The 17,013-nt window shown below is 64.8% G+C and carries 17 protein-coding genes; 8 read left to right on the top strand and 9 right to left on the bottom strand.

All coding sequences use genetic code 11. From position 1 onward, the window contains the following. Nucleotide 1: 1 nt before the first annotated feature. The 7 genes from NTD88_RS22995 (at nt 2) to NTD88_RS22965 (ending at nt 5,540) form a co-directional block, all read left to right on the top strand. Entirely contained in the window at nt 2–469 is a 468-nt protein-coding gene (locus NTD88_RS22995) for a DoxX family protein (RefSeq protein WP_262154468.1), read from the top strand. A gap of 113 nt (nt 470–582) precedes the next feature. Further along, nucleotides 583–1,005: a nuclear transport factor 2 family protein gene (locus NTD88_RS22990; RefSeq protein ID WP_262154469.1), complete on the top strand. Its 423-nt coding sequence runs from the start codon at nt 583–585 to the stop codon at nt 1,003–1,005. Further along, nucleotides 1,002–1,754 carry an SDR family NAD(P)-dependent oxidoreductase gene (locus tag NTD88_RS22985; protein WP_095155318.1) on the top strand — a complete coding sequence of 251 codons (753 nt, stop codon included), beginning with the start codon at nt 1,002–1,004 and terminating at the stop codon, nt 1,752–1,754. The genes NTD88_RS22990 and NTD88_RS22985 overlap by 4 nt, the downstream gene beginning before the upstream one ends. 5 nt (nt 1,755–1,759) lie before the next feature. Beyond that, nucleotides 1,760–3,007, top strand: coding sequence for an NAD(P)/FAD-dependent oxidoreductase (locus NTD88_RS22980; RefSeq protein ID WP_262154470.1), 1,248 nt, complete (start codon nt 1,760–1,762; stop codon nt 3,005–3,007). Next, on the top strand, nt 3,004–3,816 hold the full coding sequence (locus tag NTD88_RS22975; protein ID WP_262154471.1) for a DUF1365 domain-containing protein: 813 nt from the start codon (nt 3,004–3,006) through the stop codon (nt 3,814–3,816). Before NTD88_RS22980 ends, NTD88_RS22975 begins: the two co-directional genes overlap by 4 nt. After that, nucleotides 3,791–5,050: an SAM-dependent methyltransferase gene (locus tag NTD88_RS22970; RefSeq protein WP_262154472.1), complete on the top strand. Its 1,260-nt coding sequence runs from the start codon at nt 3,791–3,793 to the stop codon at nt 5,048–5,050. The genes NTD88_RS22975 and NTD88_RS22970 overlap by 26 nt, the downstream gene beginning before the upstream one ends. Before the next feature lies 1 nt (nt 5,051). Further along, nucleotides 5,052–5,540 carry a DUF2878 domain-containing protein gene (locus NTD88_RS22965; protein ID WP_262154473.1) on the top strand — a complete coding sequence of 163 codons (489 nt, stop codon included), beginning with the start codon at nt 5,052–5,054 and terminating at the stop codon, nt 5,538–5,540. Between the two features lie 5 nt (nt 5,541–5,545). Here the strand turns inward: NTD88_RS22965 and NTD88_RS22960 are convergent, their stop codons facing one another. The 8 genes from NTD88_RS22960 to NTD88_RS22925 form a co-directional block, all read right to left on the bottom strand. Further along, on the bottom strand, nt 5,546–7,084 hold the full coding sequence (locus tag NTD88_RS22960; protein WP_262154474.1) for a cryptochrome/photolyase family protein: 1,539 nt from the start codon (nt 7,082–7,084) through the stop codon (nt 5,546–5,548). After that, complete coding sequence (locus NTD88_RS22955; RefSeq protein WP_095155324.1) at nt 7,077–7,619, bottom strand: DUF3833 domain-containing protein; 543 nt, start codon at nt 7,617–7,619, stop codon at nt 7,077–7,079. The genes NTD88_RS22960 and NTD88_RS22955 overlap by 8 nt, the downstream gene beginning before the upstream one ends. 1 nt (nt 7,620) lies before the next feature. Further along, nucleotides 7,621–8,169, bottom strand: coding sequence for a chalcone isomerase family protein (locus NTD88_RS22950; protein WP_262154475.1), 549 nt, complete (start codon nt 8,167–8,169; stop codon nt 7,621–7,623). Between the two features lie 226 nt (nt 8,170–8,395). After that, nucleotides 8,396–10,003 (bottom strand): GMC family oxidoreductase, encoded by a 1,608-nt coding sequence (locus tag NTD88_RS22945; RefSeq protein WP_262154476.1) that lies wholly within the window; start codon nt 10,001–10,003, stop codon nt 8,396–8,398. A gap of 54 nt (nt 10,004–10,057) precedes the next feature. Continuing rightward, nucleotides 10,058–11,275, bottom strand: a complete 1,218-nt coding sequence (locus NTD88_RS22940) for a mandelate racemase/muconate lactonizing enzyme family protein (protein WP_262154477.1) — start codon at nt 11,273–11,275, stop codon at nt 10,058–10,060. A 1-nt stretch (nt 11,276) separates the two neighbouring features. Further along, on the bottom strand, nt 11,277–12,596 hold the full coding sequence (locus tag NTD88_RS22935; protein ID WP_262154478.1) for an MFS transporter: 1,320 nt from the start codon (nt 12,594–12,596) through the stop codon (nt 11,277–11,279). 109 nt (nt 12,597–12,705) lie between these two features. Then, complete coding sequence (gene aldA / locus NTD88_RS22930; RefSeq protein ID WP_262154479.1) at nt 12,706–14,130, bottom strand: aldehyde dehydrogenase; 1,425 nt, start codon at nt 14,128–14,130, stop codon at nt 12,706–12,708. A gap of 183 nt (nt 14,131–14,313) precedes the next feature. Next, the gene (locus tag NTD88_RS22925) at nt 14,314–15,246 is read right to left on the bottom strand and encodes a LysR substrate-binding domain-containing protein (protein WP_095155330.1); all 933 of its coding nucleotides are present in this window, start codon (nt 15,244–15,246) and stop codon (nt 14,314–14,316) included. A gap of 195 nt (nt 15,247–15,441) precedes the next feature. On the opposite strand from NTD88_RS22925, the gene NTD88_RS22920 reads away from it, so the two are divergent. Next, a complete protein-coding gene (locus NTD88_RS22920; RefSeq protein WP_095155331.1) occupies nt 15,442–16,620 on the top strand; it encodes a hypothetical protein in 1,179 nt (392 codons plus the stop codon). Between the two features lie 172 nt (nt 16,621–16,792). Here NTD88_RS22920 and NTD88_RS22915 read toward each other — a convergent pair whose 3' ends face one another. After that, the gene (locus NTD88_RS22915) at nt 16,793–16,984 is read right to left on the bottom strand and encodes a DUF1737 domain-containing protein (protein WP_262131012.1); all 192 of its coding nucleotides are present in this window, start codon (nt 16,982–16,984) and stop codon (nt 16,793–16,795) included. Nucleotides 16,985–17,013 lie beyond the last annotated feature (29 nt).

Raw genomic sequence — 17,013 nt, 5'->3', positions numbered from 1 at the left:
CATGGATATCACCCACCCCACCGCCACCAACCGCTCGCTGCGCCAGCGCTGGAACCGCATCGCCGACTACCTGCAGCACCTGCTGGGCGATAGCGTGTTGTGCCTGGTGGCGCGATTGGGCATCGCCTCGATCTTCTTCCTCTCCGGCCGAACCAAGGTCGAAGGGTTCCTGAGCATCACCGCCAGCACCTACGAACTGTTCCAGAGCGACTACGCCCTGCCGCTGGTCTCGCCGTGGCTGGCGGCGCATCTGGCGACCTACGCGGAACACCTGTTCCCGCTGCTGCTGGTACTTGGCCTGTTCACCCGTCTGTCGGCATTGGCGCTGCTGGGCATGACTCTGGTGATCGAAATTTTCGTGTACCCCGATGCCTGGCCGGTGCATTTGTCCTGGGCGGGGTTGCTCCTGCTGCTGGTCGCCCGCGGCGCGGGAGCAGTGTCGCTGGACCGGTTGTTGCGCGTGCGCTGAGCAGCGCGCGAGAAAAACTGTACAGGGAGTTTGACTTGTACAGTTTTAGTCATACTCTCTAGGTATACCTGTACAAGATTTGTATTTTGTACAAGATTGCCTCGGAGATGCGAATGTCCAGCTACCTGCAATCCTTTGCCAACCGCTTTGCCACGCTGGATGCGGGCAGCCTCTCGCGGCTGGATGAGTTGTACAGCGACACCATCGTGTTTCGCGATCCCCTGCACGAAATCAACGGCCTGCCAGCACTGCGGGCCTACTTCGACCAGCTCTACGCCAATGCGCAGGACATCCGCTACGACTTCCACGACCTGGACGAAGTCGGCGCCGGCCGCGGCTACCTGCGCTGGACCCTGCACTTTCGCCATCCGCGCCTGGAGGGCGGCAAGCTGATCAGCCTGGACGGTTGCAGCCACCTGCGCTGGACCGACCGGGTTCACTTTCACCGCGACTACTTCGATGCCGGCGCCCTGCTCTACGAACACCTTCCAGTGATGGGCAGCCTGATCGGCTGGCTCAAGGGCCGGCTGGCATGAGCCGCTGCTGGCTGACCGGTGCCAGCAGCGGCATCGGCGCCGCGTTGGCGCTGCGCCTGCTGGAGCAAGGCCATCAGGTGGCGCTCGGCGGTCGCAATGCCGAGACGCTGGAGCCGCTGGCCCTGCGCTTCCCCGGCCAGGTGCTGCTGGCCACCGGCGATGTCAGCGACCCGCAGCAGGTCGCGGCCATCGTCACCGAGATCGAACAGGCCTGGGGCGCACTCGACCAGGTGATTCTCAACGCCGGCACCTGCGAGTACCTCGAACCCGGCCATTTCGATGCTGCCCTGGTGGAACGGGTACTGCACACCAACCTGCTGGGCGTCAGCCATTGCCTGCAGGCCGCGCTGCCGCTGCTGCGACGCGGGCAACAGCCGCATCTGGTGGTGACCGGCAGCTCGGTGACCTGGCTGGCCTTGCCGCGGGCTGGCGCGTATGGCGCGTCCAAGGCAGCGCTGCGCTACCTGATCGAGTCGCTGCGCATCGAGCTGATCGCCGAAGGCATCGACGTCACCCTGGTCAATCCGGGCTTTGTCGACACCCCGCTGACCCAGCGCAACGACTTCCCCATGCCACAGATCTGGAGCGCCGAGCGTGCCGCGCGGCATATCGCCGAACGCTTGCCGCGGCGCCCGCTGGAAATCAATTTCCCGACCCTTTTCACCCTGGTGCTGCGTCTGCTCGGCGCACTGCCGGCCCGCTGGCGCCTGAAGCTGGGCCAGCGCCTGGCGCGCAACGAACAGGACTAGAACCCATGCGTATCGCCATCATCGGCAGCGGCATCGCCGGCCTGACCTGTGCCCACTTGCTGTCCCGGCGCCACGAAATCACGGTGTTCGAGGCCGCCGACTGGATCGGCGGCCACACCCACACCGTCGATGTGCAGTGGCAAGGCCAGCACTACGCGGTGGACACCGGTTTTATCGTGTTCAACGACTGGACCTACCCCAATTTCATTCGCCTGCTCGATCACCTCGGCGTGGCTTCGCGGCCGACCGAGATGAGCTTCTCGGTGCACGATCCGCAAACCGGCCTCGAATACAACGGCCACGACCTCGACAGCCTGTTCGCCCAGCGGAGCAACCTGCTGTCGCCGGGTTTCTGGGGCATGCTGCGCGACATCCTGCGCTTCAACCGCCAGGTGCTGGCCGACCTCGACAGCGGACGGATCGACGCCGCCACCACCCTCGGCGACTACCTGCGGGCGCAGCGCTACGGCCAGCGCTTCATCGACCACTATGTCGTGCCCATGGGCTCGGCGATCTGGTCGATGTCGCGCGCCGACATGCTCGGTTTCCCTCTGCAATTCTTCGTGCGTTTCTGCCGCAACCACGGCCTGTTGTCGGTGAGCAATCGCCCGCAGTGGCGGGTGGTCGAGGGCGGCTCGCGCGGCTATATCGAGCCGCTGTGCCGGAGGTTCGCCGAGCGTATCCGGCTGAGCTGCGCGGTAGCCCGGGTCAGCCGTGACGAAGGCGGCGTGACCCTCACCAGCAGCAACGGACCCGAGCGTTTCGACAGCGTGGTGTTCGCCTGCCACAGCGACCAGGCGCTGGCGCTACTCGACGCGCCCAGTGGCGCCGAACGCGAAGTGCTCGGCGCCTTGCGCTACGCCAGCAACGAGGTCGTCCTGCACACCGATACGCGCCTGCTGCCAAGGCGGCGCAAGGCCTGGGCCAGTTGGAACTATCGCCTCGGCGGTACGCAGCAGGCACCGGCCGCGCTGACCTACGACATGAACATCCTGCAGGGCATCGAGGCGCCGGTGACCTTCTGCGTCAGCCTCAACCAGACCGCGCAAATAGACCCGGCGCAGATACTCGCGCGGTTCGACTACGCCCATCCGCAATACAGCCTCGCGGCCGTGGCGGCGCAAGCGCGTCACGCCGAACTACAGGGCCAGCAACACAGCTTTTACTGCGGCGCCTACTGGGCCAACGGCTTCCATGAGGACGGCGTGACCAGCGCACTGCGGGTCGCGGAACACTTCGGAGAACACCTGTGAACAGCAGCCTGTGTCACGGCTGGGTCAGCCATCGCCGCCTGACCCCGCGGGTGCATGCGTTTCGCTACCGGGTCGGCATGCTCTACGTCGATCTGGACGAACAACCGCAACTGCTCGGCCTGTCACGCTGGCTCGGCACCTCGCTGCTGGCGCCGTTGAGCTGGCGCGAGCGCGACTTCCTGCCCGCCCTGACCCGGCAAGGCCAGTCGCTGGCCGATGCTGCGCGCACCCTGGTCGGCCAGGCCACCGGCGAAACGTCCGAAGGCGCCGTGCACCTGCTGACCCAGCCGCGCAGTTGGGGGTTGTCGTTCAACCCGGTGAGTTTCTATTTCTGCCATGACCGCGACGGGCGCCTGGCGGCGATCCTGCTCGAAGTACGCAACACGCCGTGGCGCGAGCGCTTCCACTACGTGCTGCCGGTGCAGGCCGGGCGACCCCGGCAGTTCGCGGTGGCCAAGGCCTTTCATGTCTCGCCGTTCATGCCGCTGGACATGGATTACCGCCTGCGCTTTTTCCTCGATGCGCAGCACATTCGCATCCACATGGAGAACTGGCGCGAGGGCCACAAGGTGTTCCAGGCCGACCTCACCCTCAGCCGCCAGGCACTCACGGCCACATCCCTGCGCCGCCATATCCTGGCGTTTCCGTGGATGAGCCTGCGCACGGTGACCTCGATCTACTGGCAGGCCCTGCGCCTGCTGTTCAAACGCACCCCACTGCATGACCACCACGCCAGCCAGGACAGCCTGGGACTTGGCCGACACACCCGCGAGGAGTCCGAGCATGTCCATTCCCACCCTGACCGTTAGCAAGTCCACCGGGTTGAGCCCGCTGCTCGGCAGCCTGGCCAGAACCGCGGTGCTCGCGCAACTGCGGCGCTTGCGCCAGGGTCACCTGCGCCTGACCTGCAATGACCGCCAATGGACGTTCGGCGATGCCGACAGTCCATTGCAGGCCGAGGTCGAGATCACCGACGAGGCAGCCTGGAGCCTGGTCGCCAGCAACGGTTCGATCGGCGCCGGCGAGGCGTACATTCACGGCTACTGGCGCAGCCCGGACCTGGCGGCGCTGACCCGCCTGTTCGTCGCCAACCTGGAGGTCCTCGACGCCCTCGAAAGCGGTCTGGCGCGCCTCGGCCGCCCGGCGCTGCGCCTGCTGCACCGGCTCAACCGCAACAGCCGCAGCGGTTCGCGGCGCAATATCCTCGCCCACTACGACCTCGGCAATGCGCTGTTCGAGCGCCTGCTCGACCCGACCATGATGTACTCGGCGGCGCAGTTCGAAAGCCCCGAACAAAGCCTTGAACAGGCGCAGTTGAACAAGCTCGACGGCATCTGCCGCAAGCTCGACCTGCAGGCCGATGAGCACCTGCTGGAAATCGGCACCGGCTGGGGCAGCCTGGCCATTCACGCGGCCACGCACTATGGCTGCCGGGTCACCACCACCACGCTCTCCGACGCCCAATACCAACACACGCAGGACCGCGTGCGAGCGCTGGGCCTGGAGCAACGCATCACGGTGCTGCGCGAGGACTACCGCGACTTGCGCGGAAGCTTCGACAAGCTGGTGTCGATCGAGATGATCGAGGCCGTCGGCCATCGCTACCTGCGCGCCTATTTCCGCCAATGCGCCGCGCGCCTGAAGGAAAACGGCCTGATGCTGCTGCAGGTGATCACCATCCGCGACCAGCGCTACGCCCAGGCGCGGCGCTCGGTGGATTTCATCCAGCGCTACATCTTTCCCGGCGGCGCCCTGCCCTCGCTGAGCGTGCTGCTGGACACCGCGAGCCGGCAGACCGCGCTGAACCTGATCCACATGGAAGACTTCGGCCAGGACTATGCGCGTACCCTGCGGCACTGGCGCGACAACCTGAACCAGTCACGGTCCGCGCTGCTGGAGCTGGGGTATGACGAAACCTTCCAGCGCCTGTGGGAGTTCTACCTGTGTTACTGCCAGGGCGGTTTCGAAGAGCGGGCAATTGGCGTCGCCCAGTTGCTGTGGGCCGGTCCGACTGCGCGGCGAGCGCCGCTGCCGGGCGCCTGAGGTGTCCCGCGCCTGGCTGCTCGGCAATGCCCTGTGGTTGCAGGCGGGTTGGTGGGGTTGCGTGCTCGGCGCGCAGCGGCCCTGGTTGTTGTTGCCAGTACTGATCGGCCTGTTGATTCATGTGCGCTATTGCGACAACCCGAAAGCCGAGTTGGCGGCGTTACTGCGGGTCGGCCTGGCGGGTTGCCTGCTGGACAGCGGACTGGGGGCGGCTGGCGTTTTCGCCTTCGACCAGACACCGCTACCACTGTGGCTGGCGCTGCTCTGGCTGGTGCTGGCCAGCGGCATGCGCCACAGCCTGGCGTGGGCCGCGCATCCACTCGGGTGGGGCGCGTTGCTGGGGTTGCTCGGCGCGCCGCCAGCCTACCTCGCCGGCGCCCGTCTTGCCGGTATCGAACTGCCGCTGGGCAACCTCAACACCGCACTGCTGCTGGCGCCGTTATGGGCGCTCTGGCTGCCATTGTGCTTGCGTCTCGCCGCATGGCGCTGAGCGCGTCATAGCGCATCCCCGGCATCCAGCCGCGCCAGCAGCGACTCGCCGCGCAGCCACAAGGCGTCACGACGGGCGCTGTCCATCGCGTCCAGGCCCCGATAGATCATGCTCAGGCGCGGGTTATCGGCCAGCGGCTGGCGGTGACGCATGAGGAAATGCCAGTACAGGGCGTTGAACGGACAAGCGTCCTCCTCCACCGCCCGCTCGACCCGGTAGCGACAGGCACCACAGTGGTCGGACATGCGCTGGATATAGCGCCCGCTGGCGCAGTAGGGCTTGGACCCGAGGTAGCCGCCGTCGGCATGCATGACCATGCCCAGGGTGTTGGGCAGTTCGACCCAATCGAAGGCGTCCAGATAGACCGCCAGATACCACTCGCAGATCGCCGACGGCACGATGCCGGCCAGCAACGCGAAATTGCCGGTGACCATCAGCCGCTGAATATGGTGGGCGTAGCCCAGCTCCAGGGTCTGGCCGATCACTCGCGACATGCAGCGCATGCCGGTCTGTCCGGTCCAGTAGAACTCGGGCAGGGCCCGCTGGTTATCGAAGGTATTGAGCTGCGCGTACTCGGGCATGCGCAGCCAGTAGATGCCGTGCACGTACTCGCGCCAGCCGATCAACTGGCGGATGAAACCCTCGGCCGCATTGAGCGGCACCCGCCCCTGGCGATAGGCGCTGTCGACGTCGGCGCACAGTTGGCGGACGTCCAGCAAACCGATGTTCAGCGCCGCGCTGATGCGCGCATGGAACAGAAACGGCTCGCCCTCGGCCATGGCGTCCTGGAAGTCGCCGAAGGCCGCCAGACCGAAGTCGAGAAAATGCTGCCACAGGGCCTGGGCCTGATCGTGGGTCACCGGGTAGTCGAAGGCTTCGACGCTGCCGTAGTGGTCACCGAAGCGCTCGCCCACCAGGGCGATGACCTCCTGGGTGATCGCGTCACGCTCGAAATGCGCCGGAAACGGTCCGCGCAGCCCACGGGGCAACGCCTTGCGGTTGTCGCTGTCGTAGTTCCAGGCGCCACCGGCCGGGCTGCCGTCGGGCTCGACCAGCAGGCCGCTGCGTTTGCGCATGCCGCGGTAGAAGTGCTCCATGCGCAACTGCGACTGACCCGCCGCCCAGCGGCCGAACGCCTGACGCGAACAGAGAAAACGCCGGTCCGCATGCCACACCAGCGGCAACCCGCTTTCGCGCAGGGCCTGCTCCAACCGCCATTCGCCGCACTCGGTCAGGTGCACTTCGTCCGCGCCGAACACCTCACGCCAGCGGCGCAGTTCGCCAGCGATGCTGCCGCTGTTGTCAGGGGCGTCCAGGCGCACGTACTGCACCCGCCAGCCTTGCTCACGCAGGGCCTCGGCGAAATGGCGCATGGCACTGAAGATCAGCACGATCTTCTGCGGGTGGTGCGGCACGTAGCGTGCTTCAGCGTCCACCTCGGCCATCAGCAGCACGTCGCGGGCGGGGTCGAGGGCACGCAGCGACGCCAGGTCGAACGACAACTGGTCACCCAGCACCAGGCCGAGCCGGGCAGCTTCAGTCACCCGCGTTCGCCTCCGGCAGGCGACGGAAGAACAGCGTCACCTGCCCCACTTCCACGCCAAATTTGCGCATGCTGGTGCGGTTGATCAGGGTGTCTTCGTCCATCAGGTACATCCAGTCGTCCATATCCAGCTCCCAGTGGCGACCATCGACCGGAACGTCCAAACGATAGCGCCAGTGCAGCGCGTTGCCGGCCACTTCGCCAACGGCCTCGCCGATCACATCGCCGGCCCGCCCGCGCCAGCGACCCTGGCCGTCCGGCGTCAGCGTCCAGGTACGTTGCTGGCGCGTGCCGTCGCTATAGACGAAACGTTCATCGAGGATCAGCCGTTCGCCTTCGCGGCGACTGTCGACGCGCACATGAAAACGCTTGGTCACTTCCCCGGAGCGGTTCTGCACCATGCCCCAGGCCTGGACCGGGCGGGAAAAGAACGCCACCAGGTTCAGGCCGGGTTGTTCCTTGGCATAGGTCTGCACATCGACGTTGCCGCAACTGCCCAGCAGCAGGCAGCCAAGCAGGATCAGGATTCTGCGCATGTCACTCTCCTCGATCGGCCTGCCCCAGCAGGCGCTGGCGCAGTTGTGGATCACGGGCCCGCGGGTCCAGCCAGATGGCGAAGAACGCACGGGCAAAGGCGGCGTCGTCAACCTCGCGGCGCAGCTCGCCGTCGACATAGAAACGGCAGCCACGTCCTGGTAGATACAAGCCGGTGATGCGCATGCCGGGGCGCACATCGACAAAGGCGCTGTTCATGGCCTCGGTCCAGCGGTCCAGGGTGGCGGCGTCCAGGGTCTTGTCGCCGAGGCGGCGCATTTCCTCGAGGCTGGCTTCGACCAGCGTGTCCCGGGATAGCGAGCGGTGGTAGATGAGTTCCAGGGCGAAGGGCTGCTGCAAGTCCGGCGGTGTGACCGGACTCCACAAGCGGGCGCTGTAGAGGCGCAGGCCAAACCAGGTGAATTCGCCGCTGCCCACCAGCCGGGCATCGGGCAATGCGGGCCGCCAGTCGGCGGCGGCATTGGCGGTCATTGCCAGCAACAGGCAAAGCGAAAGCAGGGTGCGTCGCCGGTGATAGCCTGTGCTGGGCATGTGAAAGAACCTCGAAAGCGCTGCGAAATATTGTACAAGTATATTCTCTTGTACAACTTTCGCTTGGGCAGGTTCATTTCTGTAGAGGTTTTCTTGCAGGCTGGCAGATGGTCGGTGTTTTCAGGAACGAGCGCCGCATAGGCGGCGCATCGCGAGCAAGCTCGCTCCTACAGCGTTTTGCACAGTAGGAGCGCGCTTGTCGGGGCGATGATCCGTCGCGAGGTGATCAGGCATCCGCCAACACCAGATCAGCCCCCTTCTCCGCCACCATCAACACCGCAGCATGGGTGTTGCCCGAGGTCACGTTGGGGAAGATCGACGCATCGATCACCCGCAGCCCATCAAGGCCATGCACTTTCAGGCGCTTGTCCACCACCGAGCTGGCTTCGTCGGCGCCCATGGCGCAGGTGCCGCACAGGTGGTAGATCGAGCCGCTGTTCTCGCGGAAGTACGCCAGCATCTGCTCGTCGCTGTCCACCGCCGGGCCCGGCAGCACTTCTTCGACGGTAATGCCCTTGAGCGCCGGGGCCTGCATGATCTTGCGCATCAGCCGGCTGCCCTGGATCACTTCGTCGATGTCTTTCTCGGTGCTCAGGTAGTTGGGGTCGATCAGCGCCGCATCGCGGGGGTTGCCCGAGGCGATTTCGACATGACCTCGGCTGGTCGGCCGGCACGGGTTAAAGCACAGCAGGAAGCCGGAGTACGGTTCGGGCTTGAGGCTGGCCTTGTTGTTCTTCGGGATCTGGTACGACAGCGGGTTGAAATACAACTGCAGGTTGGGGTTTTGCTCGCCCTCCTGACCACGGAAGAAGCCACCCGCCTGGTTGACGCTCATCGCCAGCGCGCCCTTGCGCGTGAACAGGTATTGCAGGCCCAGCTTGAGCTGGCCGAGCAACGAGCCGAGCTGGTCATTGAGGGTCGGGATATTGGCCTTGTAGTAGTAGCTGACGCACAGGTGATCCTGCAGATTGCGGCCCACCGCCGGCAGTTGCCTGACCTGCTTGATGCCGTGCTTGTCCAGCAGCGCGCGGTCGCCCACCCCGGACAGTTGCAGGATCTTCGGTGTATCCACGGCGCCGGCGCAGAGGATGACTTCCTTGCGCGCGATAAAGCTGCGGCTGACACCGTTCTGGCTGACCAGCACGCCACTGGCGCGCTCGCCTTCGAACAGCACCCGGTCGACCAGCGCATGATGTTCGATCGTCAGGTTCGCCCGGCTCAGCGCCGGGTGCAGATGGGCGAAGCTGCTGGAGCAGCGCTGGCCGTTGCGGGTGTTGACGTCGTAGATGCCGGCGCCTTCGAATTTCGGCCCGTTGAAGTCTTCGCTGCGCGGATAGCCCAGCTCTTCGCAGCCCTTGAGGAAGACGTCACAGATCGGGTGGGTCTGGCCTTTCATCGGGGTGATGCTGATCGGCCCGCTGCCGCCGTGATAGGCGCTGTCGCCCAGCGGGTGGTTCTCCAGCTTGCGGAAGTACGGCAGCACGTCCTTGAAGCCCCAGCCGTCGTTGCCGTTGGCCGCCCAGTCGTCGAAATCATGGGCCTGGCCGCGCACGTAGATCATCGCGTTGATCGAGCCCGAACCGCCCTGCACCTTGCCGCGCGGGGCGTAGATGGCGCGATTGGCGAGTTGCTGCTGCGGCTGGCTGTAGTACATCCAGTTGAAGGTCGGGTTGTAATACATCTTGGCGAAACCGACCGGGATCTTGAACCAGAACGAGTCGTCCTTGCCGCCCGCTTCCAGCAGCAGCACCGAGTGCTTGCCCGAGGCCGACAGCCGGTTGGCGAGGACGCAACCGGCAGCACCCGCGCCGGCGATGATGTAGTCGTAAGTCATGCAGTTACCGCGTAAGTCAGAGTGAGCGCCGCCCGTTGCCGGGCGAGCGTCGGGTCAGCCCTTGGCCGGCGAGGTGTCGCGCACGTCGGCCGGGGTCGGTGCCATTTGCAGGTGCAGGCGCTGGCCGGTGTAGGGCGTGTGCTTGCGCACCACGTCCATGTTCAGCTCGACACCCAGGCCCGGTTCGCTGGACGGGATGATGTAGCCGTCTTCCCATTGCAGCGGCCTGGTCAGCACTTCGGCATGGAAGCCGCCCCAGGTCTCGATGCTTTCCTGGATCAGGAAGTTCGGCGTGCAGGCCGCGAGCTGGAAGCTGGCCGCCGCGCCGATCGGACCGTTGTAGAGGTGCGGGGCGATCTGCGCGTAGTACACCTCGGCCAGGCTGGCGATCTTCTTCGCCTCCAGCAGGCCGCCGCAGCGCGCCACATTCATCTGCAGGATCGACGCACCGCCGGCCTGCAGCAGCTTGAAGAACTCGTACTTGGTGGTCAGCCGCTCGCCGGTGGCGATGGGGATGCTGGTCTTGCCGGCCACCTGGGCCATGGCGTCTTCCTGGCCCGGCGGGATCGGCTCTTCGAACCACAACGGGTCGTACTTCTCCAGGCGCTTGGCCAGGCGGATCGCCGAAGACGGCACCATTTGCCCGTGCGTGCCGAACAGCAGGTCGCACTTGTCGCCCACCGCCTCGCGGATCTTGCGGCAGAAGGTTTCGCAGCGCTCCAGCACTTCCAGGGAAATCTGGTGCCCGGAGTACGCGGTGTACGGGCCGGCCGGGTCGAACTTCACCGCGGTGAAGCCCTTGTTCATGTTCTGCACCGCGCATTCGGCGGCCAGGTCCGGGTCGTCGTAGTCGTACTCGCCCTGGCTGTTGACCGGGTACAGGTAGGTGTAGGAACGCAGGCGCTCATGCACCTTGCCGCCGAGCAGTTCGTAGACCGGCTTGTTCGCCGCCTTGCCGATGATGTCCCAGCAGGCCATTTCCAGGCCGCTGACCACGCCCATCATGGTCAGGTCCGGGCGCTGGGTGAAGCCGCTGGAATAGGCCTGACGGAAGAAACGCTCGATGTGGTGCGGGTCCTGGTCGAGCAGGTAGCGCTCGAACACGTCCTCGATGATCGGCAGCATGGCCTTGGGGCCGAAGGTGGCGGCGTAGATCTCGCCGACGCCTTCGATGCCGCAGGCGGTGCGCAGCTTGACGAACAGCCAGTACATGCCGCCGATGTACGGTGGCGGTACGGCGACGATATGGGTTTCGAGAGCGACGATTTTCATCTCAGGCACCTGTGTTCTGAAGTCGGTTGTTGCGCTTGACCCGGGCCCGCAGTGCCACCGCGGCCAGGGTGCCGATCAGGCCCACGGCGCCGATGTAGCTGAAGTACAGCTTGTAGCCCAGGGCGCCAGGGTAGTGTTCGGTGAGGTAACCGTTGATCAGCGGAATGAAGGTGTCGGGCAGGTAGCCGACCACCGAAACGATGCCGATCGCCAGGCCGGTGATGCGCAGCGGAATGGCGCAGGTATCGAGGATTGCCCAGTACAGGCCACGGATGGCGTAGGTCATCAGGCCGATGAAGATCACCGTGGCGATCAGCAGGCCGAGGCTGTTCAGCGCCGGGAAGACGATCAGGCCGAAGATGCCCAGGGTGGCCAGGAGCATGGCGACGATCAGCACCGAGACGTTGCTGAACTTGTCACCCAGCCAGCCGCCGCCGATGCCGCCGATGGGGCGCATCCACAGTTTGATGGTGGTGATGGTGCCGGCCATGACGGCGGTCATGCCGCTGCCTTGCAGGTAGTCGGAGAAACTGTAGGTGGCCCAGAAGATGTGGTAGCCGCAGAACACAATGGCGGTCACCAGCCACAGCTCGGGGATCCTGACCAGGGTCGCGAGGTCGCTCAGCAGGTTGAACTTGCCCTTCTCCACCGCCTCGGTGCTTTCCATGGACTTGGGGTCCTTGAGCAGCACCAGCACGCAGCCGATGGCGATACAGGTGAAGGAGTACAGGTAGACCACATGCTTGAAGCCTTCGGCGACCGATTCGCCGCGGGTTTCGGTGGCAAAGGCGAACAGCGCCAGGGCCACGGTGGCCAGCAGCGCTTCCACCAGGCCGCGACCGCCGTCGAGGATGCCGAAGAAACGGCCCTGCTCGGAGTGCCGGGCGATCATCTTGACCCGCTTGAGCACCGAGGCCCAGAAGGTCAGGCCGGTGGTCAGGCCCCAGCAGCCGAAGATGATCAGCAGGCCGGTCATCGACGGCGCGGTGGAATACCACAGGCCCAGCGCGCCGGTGGCCACCAGCGAGAAGAAGATCAGGAAACGCGGGGCGATGCGGTCAGCCAGCCAGCCGCTGGGCAGGTAGCTGAGCAGGAAGATGGTGCCGAGCATGGAGTACAGGTAACCCAGCTCGCTGTGGTTGATCTGGAATACCTCGAGCATGGTGGTCTGGTAGACCTGCCGCAGGTAGAGGATCGGGTAGATCGCGCCGGCAGCGAGCACCAGCAGCATCAGTTGGAAATAGCGACTTCCCTTGTCGCTGGCGTCCGCGACGGGGGCGGCGGAACCCTGGACAGCAGCATTGGCAGCATGCTTGGACATGGATGAAACCTCTGTTGTTCTTATTAGGGGAACGGCACGCTGCAAGCACCTGGCGGCAAGTCGCCGTACAACACGGACGCCTTGCCACGGGTAGCTTGCGACTTAAAACTCAGTACTTCATGACCACCAGTCGGGTCTGGGTGAATTCGAGCATTCCGTGCTTGCCGTCATCACCGCCCAGGCCCGAGCGTTTCCAGCCGGCGTGGAAGCCCTGGTAGGGGTCGGCCGGGGTGCGATTGACGTAAAGCTCACCGGCCTCGATGGCGGCGGCGACCTTCATGGTGGTGCGGTAGTTTTCGGTGTAGAGCACCGACGACAGGCCGAACTGGTGGTCGTTGGCCATATCCAGCGCTTGGTCGATGCTGTGGTAGCGCAGCAGCGCCAGCACCGGGCCGAAGGTTTCTTCCTGGACGATTTCCATGTCCTGGCGGCAGTGGCTGAGCAGGGTCGGCGGGTAGAAATGACCCGGGCCCTGCGGAATGAAACCGCCGGTCTCCAGCATCGCGCCGACCGCGACCGCGCGCTCGACCATGGCGTGGATGTTGCGCCGGGAGGCGGCGTTGACCAGCGGCCCCATCCGCTGCGGATCCTCGGCACGGTCGCCGAAACGCACCGCGGCGAATTTCTCCTTGAGCAGCGCCAGCAGGCGGTCGTGCACGCTTTCGTGGGCGTAGACCCGCTCCACCGCCGTGCACAACTGGCCGCAGTGGGTGGTCTTGGAACCGACGATATCGTTGGCGGCCTTTTCCAGGTCAGCGTCGGCTTCGACGATCACCGGGGTCTTGCCGCCCAGTTCCAGGGACGGCTTGGCGATGTTTTCCTTGCAGTAATCGAGGACGATGCGCCCGGCGTTGACGCTGCCGGTCAGGGTGATCAGGCCCACGGCCTTGTGGGTGCAGAGGCTGGCGGCGGTGGCGTGGTCCATGGTCAGGATGTTCAGCACGCCCGCTGGCAGGCCGGCCTGTTGTGCGGCGCGGGCAATTTCGAAGGCCGACAGCGGTGTGTTGTTGCTCGGCCGCACCACCACGGTATTGCCGGCGATCAGCGCCGGGGCGACTTTGCGCAGCAGGGTGTAGACCGGGTAGTTGAACGGAATCAGGCAGGCCACCACGCCGATCGGCTCGCGGTGCAGGAACAGGCGTTCGTCGGGGGTGTCGCTGGGGATGATCTCGCCTTCGATGCGCCGCGCCCACTCGGCGTGGTAGCGGGTGATTTGCGCCGCGTAGCGGGCCTCGTTGCTGGCGTCTTCCAGGCTCTTGCCGGACTCGGCGGCCAGCGCCTCGCCGATCTGCACGGCATGGGCGTCGAGGGCGTCGGCGAAGGCGCGCAGATGCTCGCCGCGCTCGATGCTGGTCAGCTTGCCCCAGGTTTTCTGCGCCACGGCAGCGGCGTCGACAGCGGCGATGGCCTCTTCCACGGTGGCCGCCGCGACCTGGCCGACCACGCTTTCCGTGGCCGGGTCCTGCACCGCAATCAGTGCCGCGCCGGCAGGCTCGATGAAGTGGCCATCAACAAAATTTCGCTCGATTCGCATCGTGGGTTGCCCATCGTTGTCACGTTGTTATTGACGGGCAGTGTTGTGATTCGGGGGCGGATGGACAAACGATTAATAGCGCAGGGGAACATTCGAAAAAGGCATGTTAGTGGTATTTTCCAAGGCCTCATCGCTGCGGCCCGGCGCACCGACACGCCAGCGATGAGGCCCCAGAAAGTCATCTCAAACAGCCGGACTAGACGGCTCCAACTGCCGCTGCGCCAGCCAGATTTCCTCCTGCAGCCACTGGCTGAACAACTGCAACTGCGGCGCATCGCGCTGTTCCGGGCGGGTCACCAGCCAGTAGGACTGATGCCCGTCCACATGCACGTTGAGCACCTGGGTCAGCCGTCCGCCGGCCAGTTCGGGAGCGACCATGTGCCAGTCGGCGATGGTGATGCCCAGGCCATCCACCGCAGCACGGATGGCCAGGTCCAGCAGGTCGAACTCATAGCCGCCCTGGGTATCCACACCGCTGATGCGGGCGGCGTCCAGCCAGTGTTTCCAGGTGAGGTAGCGCTGGTCTTCGCGGGCCAGCACATGCAGCAACGTCATGCGGTTCAGGTCGATGCCCTGTTCGTCTTCCTCCCGGGCATACAACGACGGCGCGCACACGGCGATATGCCGCTCCTGAATCAGCAACGAGCTGTCCAGGCCATCCCACTCGCCATTGCCGAAGCGGATCGCGCAATCAAGGGTGGCGGTTTCCGCGAGGCTGTCCTGCAACCGCGTGGTAATGCTCAGTTCCAGCTCCGGGTGGCGCTCGCGCAGGCGCCCCAGCCGTGGCATCAGCCAGCGGCTGGTAAAGGTCGGCGGGGCATTGAGGTGCAGGCGGTTGGAATGGGTTTTCTGCTGGATGCTGCGCACGGTCATCTCGATCTTGTCGAACGACTGGTGCAGCGCCCGCAGCAGCACGCGCCCGGCATTGGTCAGCTCAAGGTGATGATGCCGGCGTTGCAGCAGGTGCTCGCCCAGTTGCTCCTCCAGTTGCCGCACCTGACGGCTGACCGCGCTCTGGGTGACGTTGAGCAACTCGGCGGCGCGGGTGAAGCTGCCGGTGCTACCGGCCACCTCGAAGGCTTTGAGTGCGTTGAGACCTGGCATTTTGCGTTTCATGGAAGGCGCTCGTAAGACGGCTGACAAGGTTTGCAGTATTCCACGCGGCAAGGACTCTTCCTACAAAGCCGACAAAATTCTCAGGCAGTAACCTGCGTTAAACGCAGGTTTGTCTCTCGATTTAATCGTTTGTCCCGCAAACGCCTGATGGCAACACTGCGCGCGTCTCACATAACAATAAACGAGAGCCGCCACATGCCCTTCACCGCTTCCCTGCGCTTGCAGTCCGTTTGTCTTGCCGCCTTGTCCAGCCTCGCCGTCCCGGCCATGGCGGTGCAGGTCACCGACCACCTCGACCTCGGTGGTGCCGTGCGCGCCCGTTGGGACTACGACCCGGACCGCGACATCCAGAAGTTCAACTTCGACACTGCCTTCCTCACTGCCAAATACACCTCCGACACCTGGATCGGCGCCGCCAAGTACCGCTTCTACGGGCGCGCTTACCCGTACAAGTACACCAACAATGTCGGCGACGTGGCGTTCGCCGAAACCGCCTGGGTCGGCTATCGCTTCAACCCGGACCAGCAGATCCAGGTCGGCCTCAACCAGATTCCGTTCGGCCTGCAGCCGTACTTCGGCAGCACCTTCTTCGAAACCCTGGGCAACGTCATCGGCCTGGAGGATGTCGAGCAGATCGGCGCCAAGTACATTCAGCAGGTCGGCGACTGGAATATCCAGGCCGGCTACTACCTGCGCCCGGCCTGGCAAGGCAAAGGCACCAGCAATGGCCGCACCTACTCCACCGTGGTGTCCTCGGCCGACAGCTACGTCGAGGACGGCAGCGACAACCGCGAGCGCAACACTGCAGTGCTGCGCCTGGCCAAGGCCGTGCAGCTGGGCGACTGGAAATCCGAGGTCGGTGTGTCGGGCATGACTTCCACGCTGAAGAACAACGACACCGGCGACGACGGCCGGCGCAATGCCGTGGCGGTGCACTACCTGGGCAAGAACGGCCCGTGGGGCGTGCAGTTGATGGCGGCGCGGCAACAGATGTCACCGCGTAATGAAGGCACCGATGAAGTGGTCACCTTCGGCGGCTACGACGGCACGTTCAACGTCGCCAGCCGCGGCAACTTCTACGTTGCCGACCTCAGCTACGACGTCGACGGCAAATACCTGTTCGACCAGCTCAGCGGGATCAAGCTGTACGCCAACTACAGCGCCTTCGACAAATCAGCCTCGGGCTTCGACACCTCCGAGCGGCTGATTCTTGGCTCGTCGTTCTCACTGAGCAAATTGTGGATCGCCACCGAATGGCTGATCGGCAAGAACGATCCCTACATTGGTGGCAGCAGCTATGCGCAGAGCCTGGGCGCTGGCGGTAGTGATCAGTGGGAGAACCAGGTTTACGTGAATATTGGTTACTACTTCTAGAAGCGCTGGAGCGGAGCTGCCAAACACATGCTCTATTTTGGCGCATCGCGAGCAAGCTCGCTCCTACAGGGGCATTCGCCGGTTCAGTGACCTGTAGGAGCGAGCTTGCTCGCGAAGCGCCGGATCAACCAAGACCGACACATGCCGTGCTCATCCGCTCTCATAACCCCAACTACCGCCCCGGCCACACCACCGCCTGAGCCGCGATCACATGATGCTTGCTCGCATCGAAGGTGATGCTGGGCGAGCCATGCAACGCATAACCCAGCGCAAGCATTTCGGAAATGCGCTGGCAAAACGCGGAATCGTCGCGGCCGGTGATCAGGCGATAGACCGGCAGGCCATTAGGTGGAGTCGAGTTCATGGGTCTTCCTTGCGGGCCAGTGGATCAGG

The organism is Pseudomonas sp. 20P_3.2_Bac5, from assembly GCF_025466035.1.
Lineage (GTDB): Bacteria > Pseudomonadota > Gammaproteobacteria > Pseudomonadales > Pseudomonadaceae > Aquipseudomonas.
The sequence above is the reverse complement of the archived record's forward strand: the minus strand, read 5'-3'. Positions and strand labels throughout refer to the sequence as shown.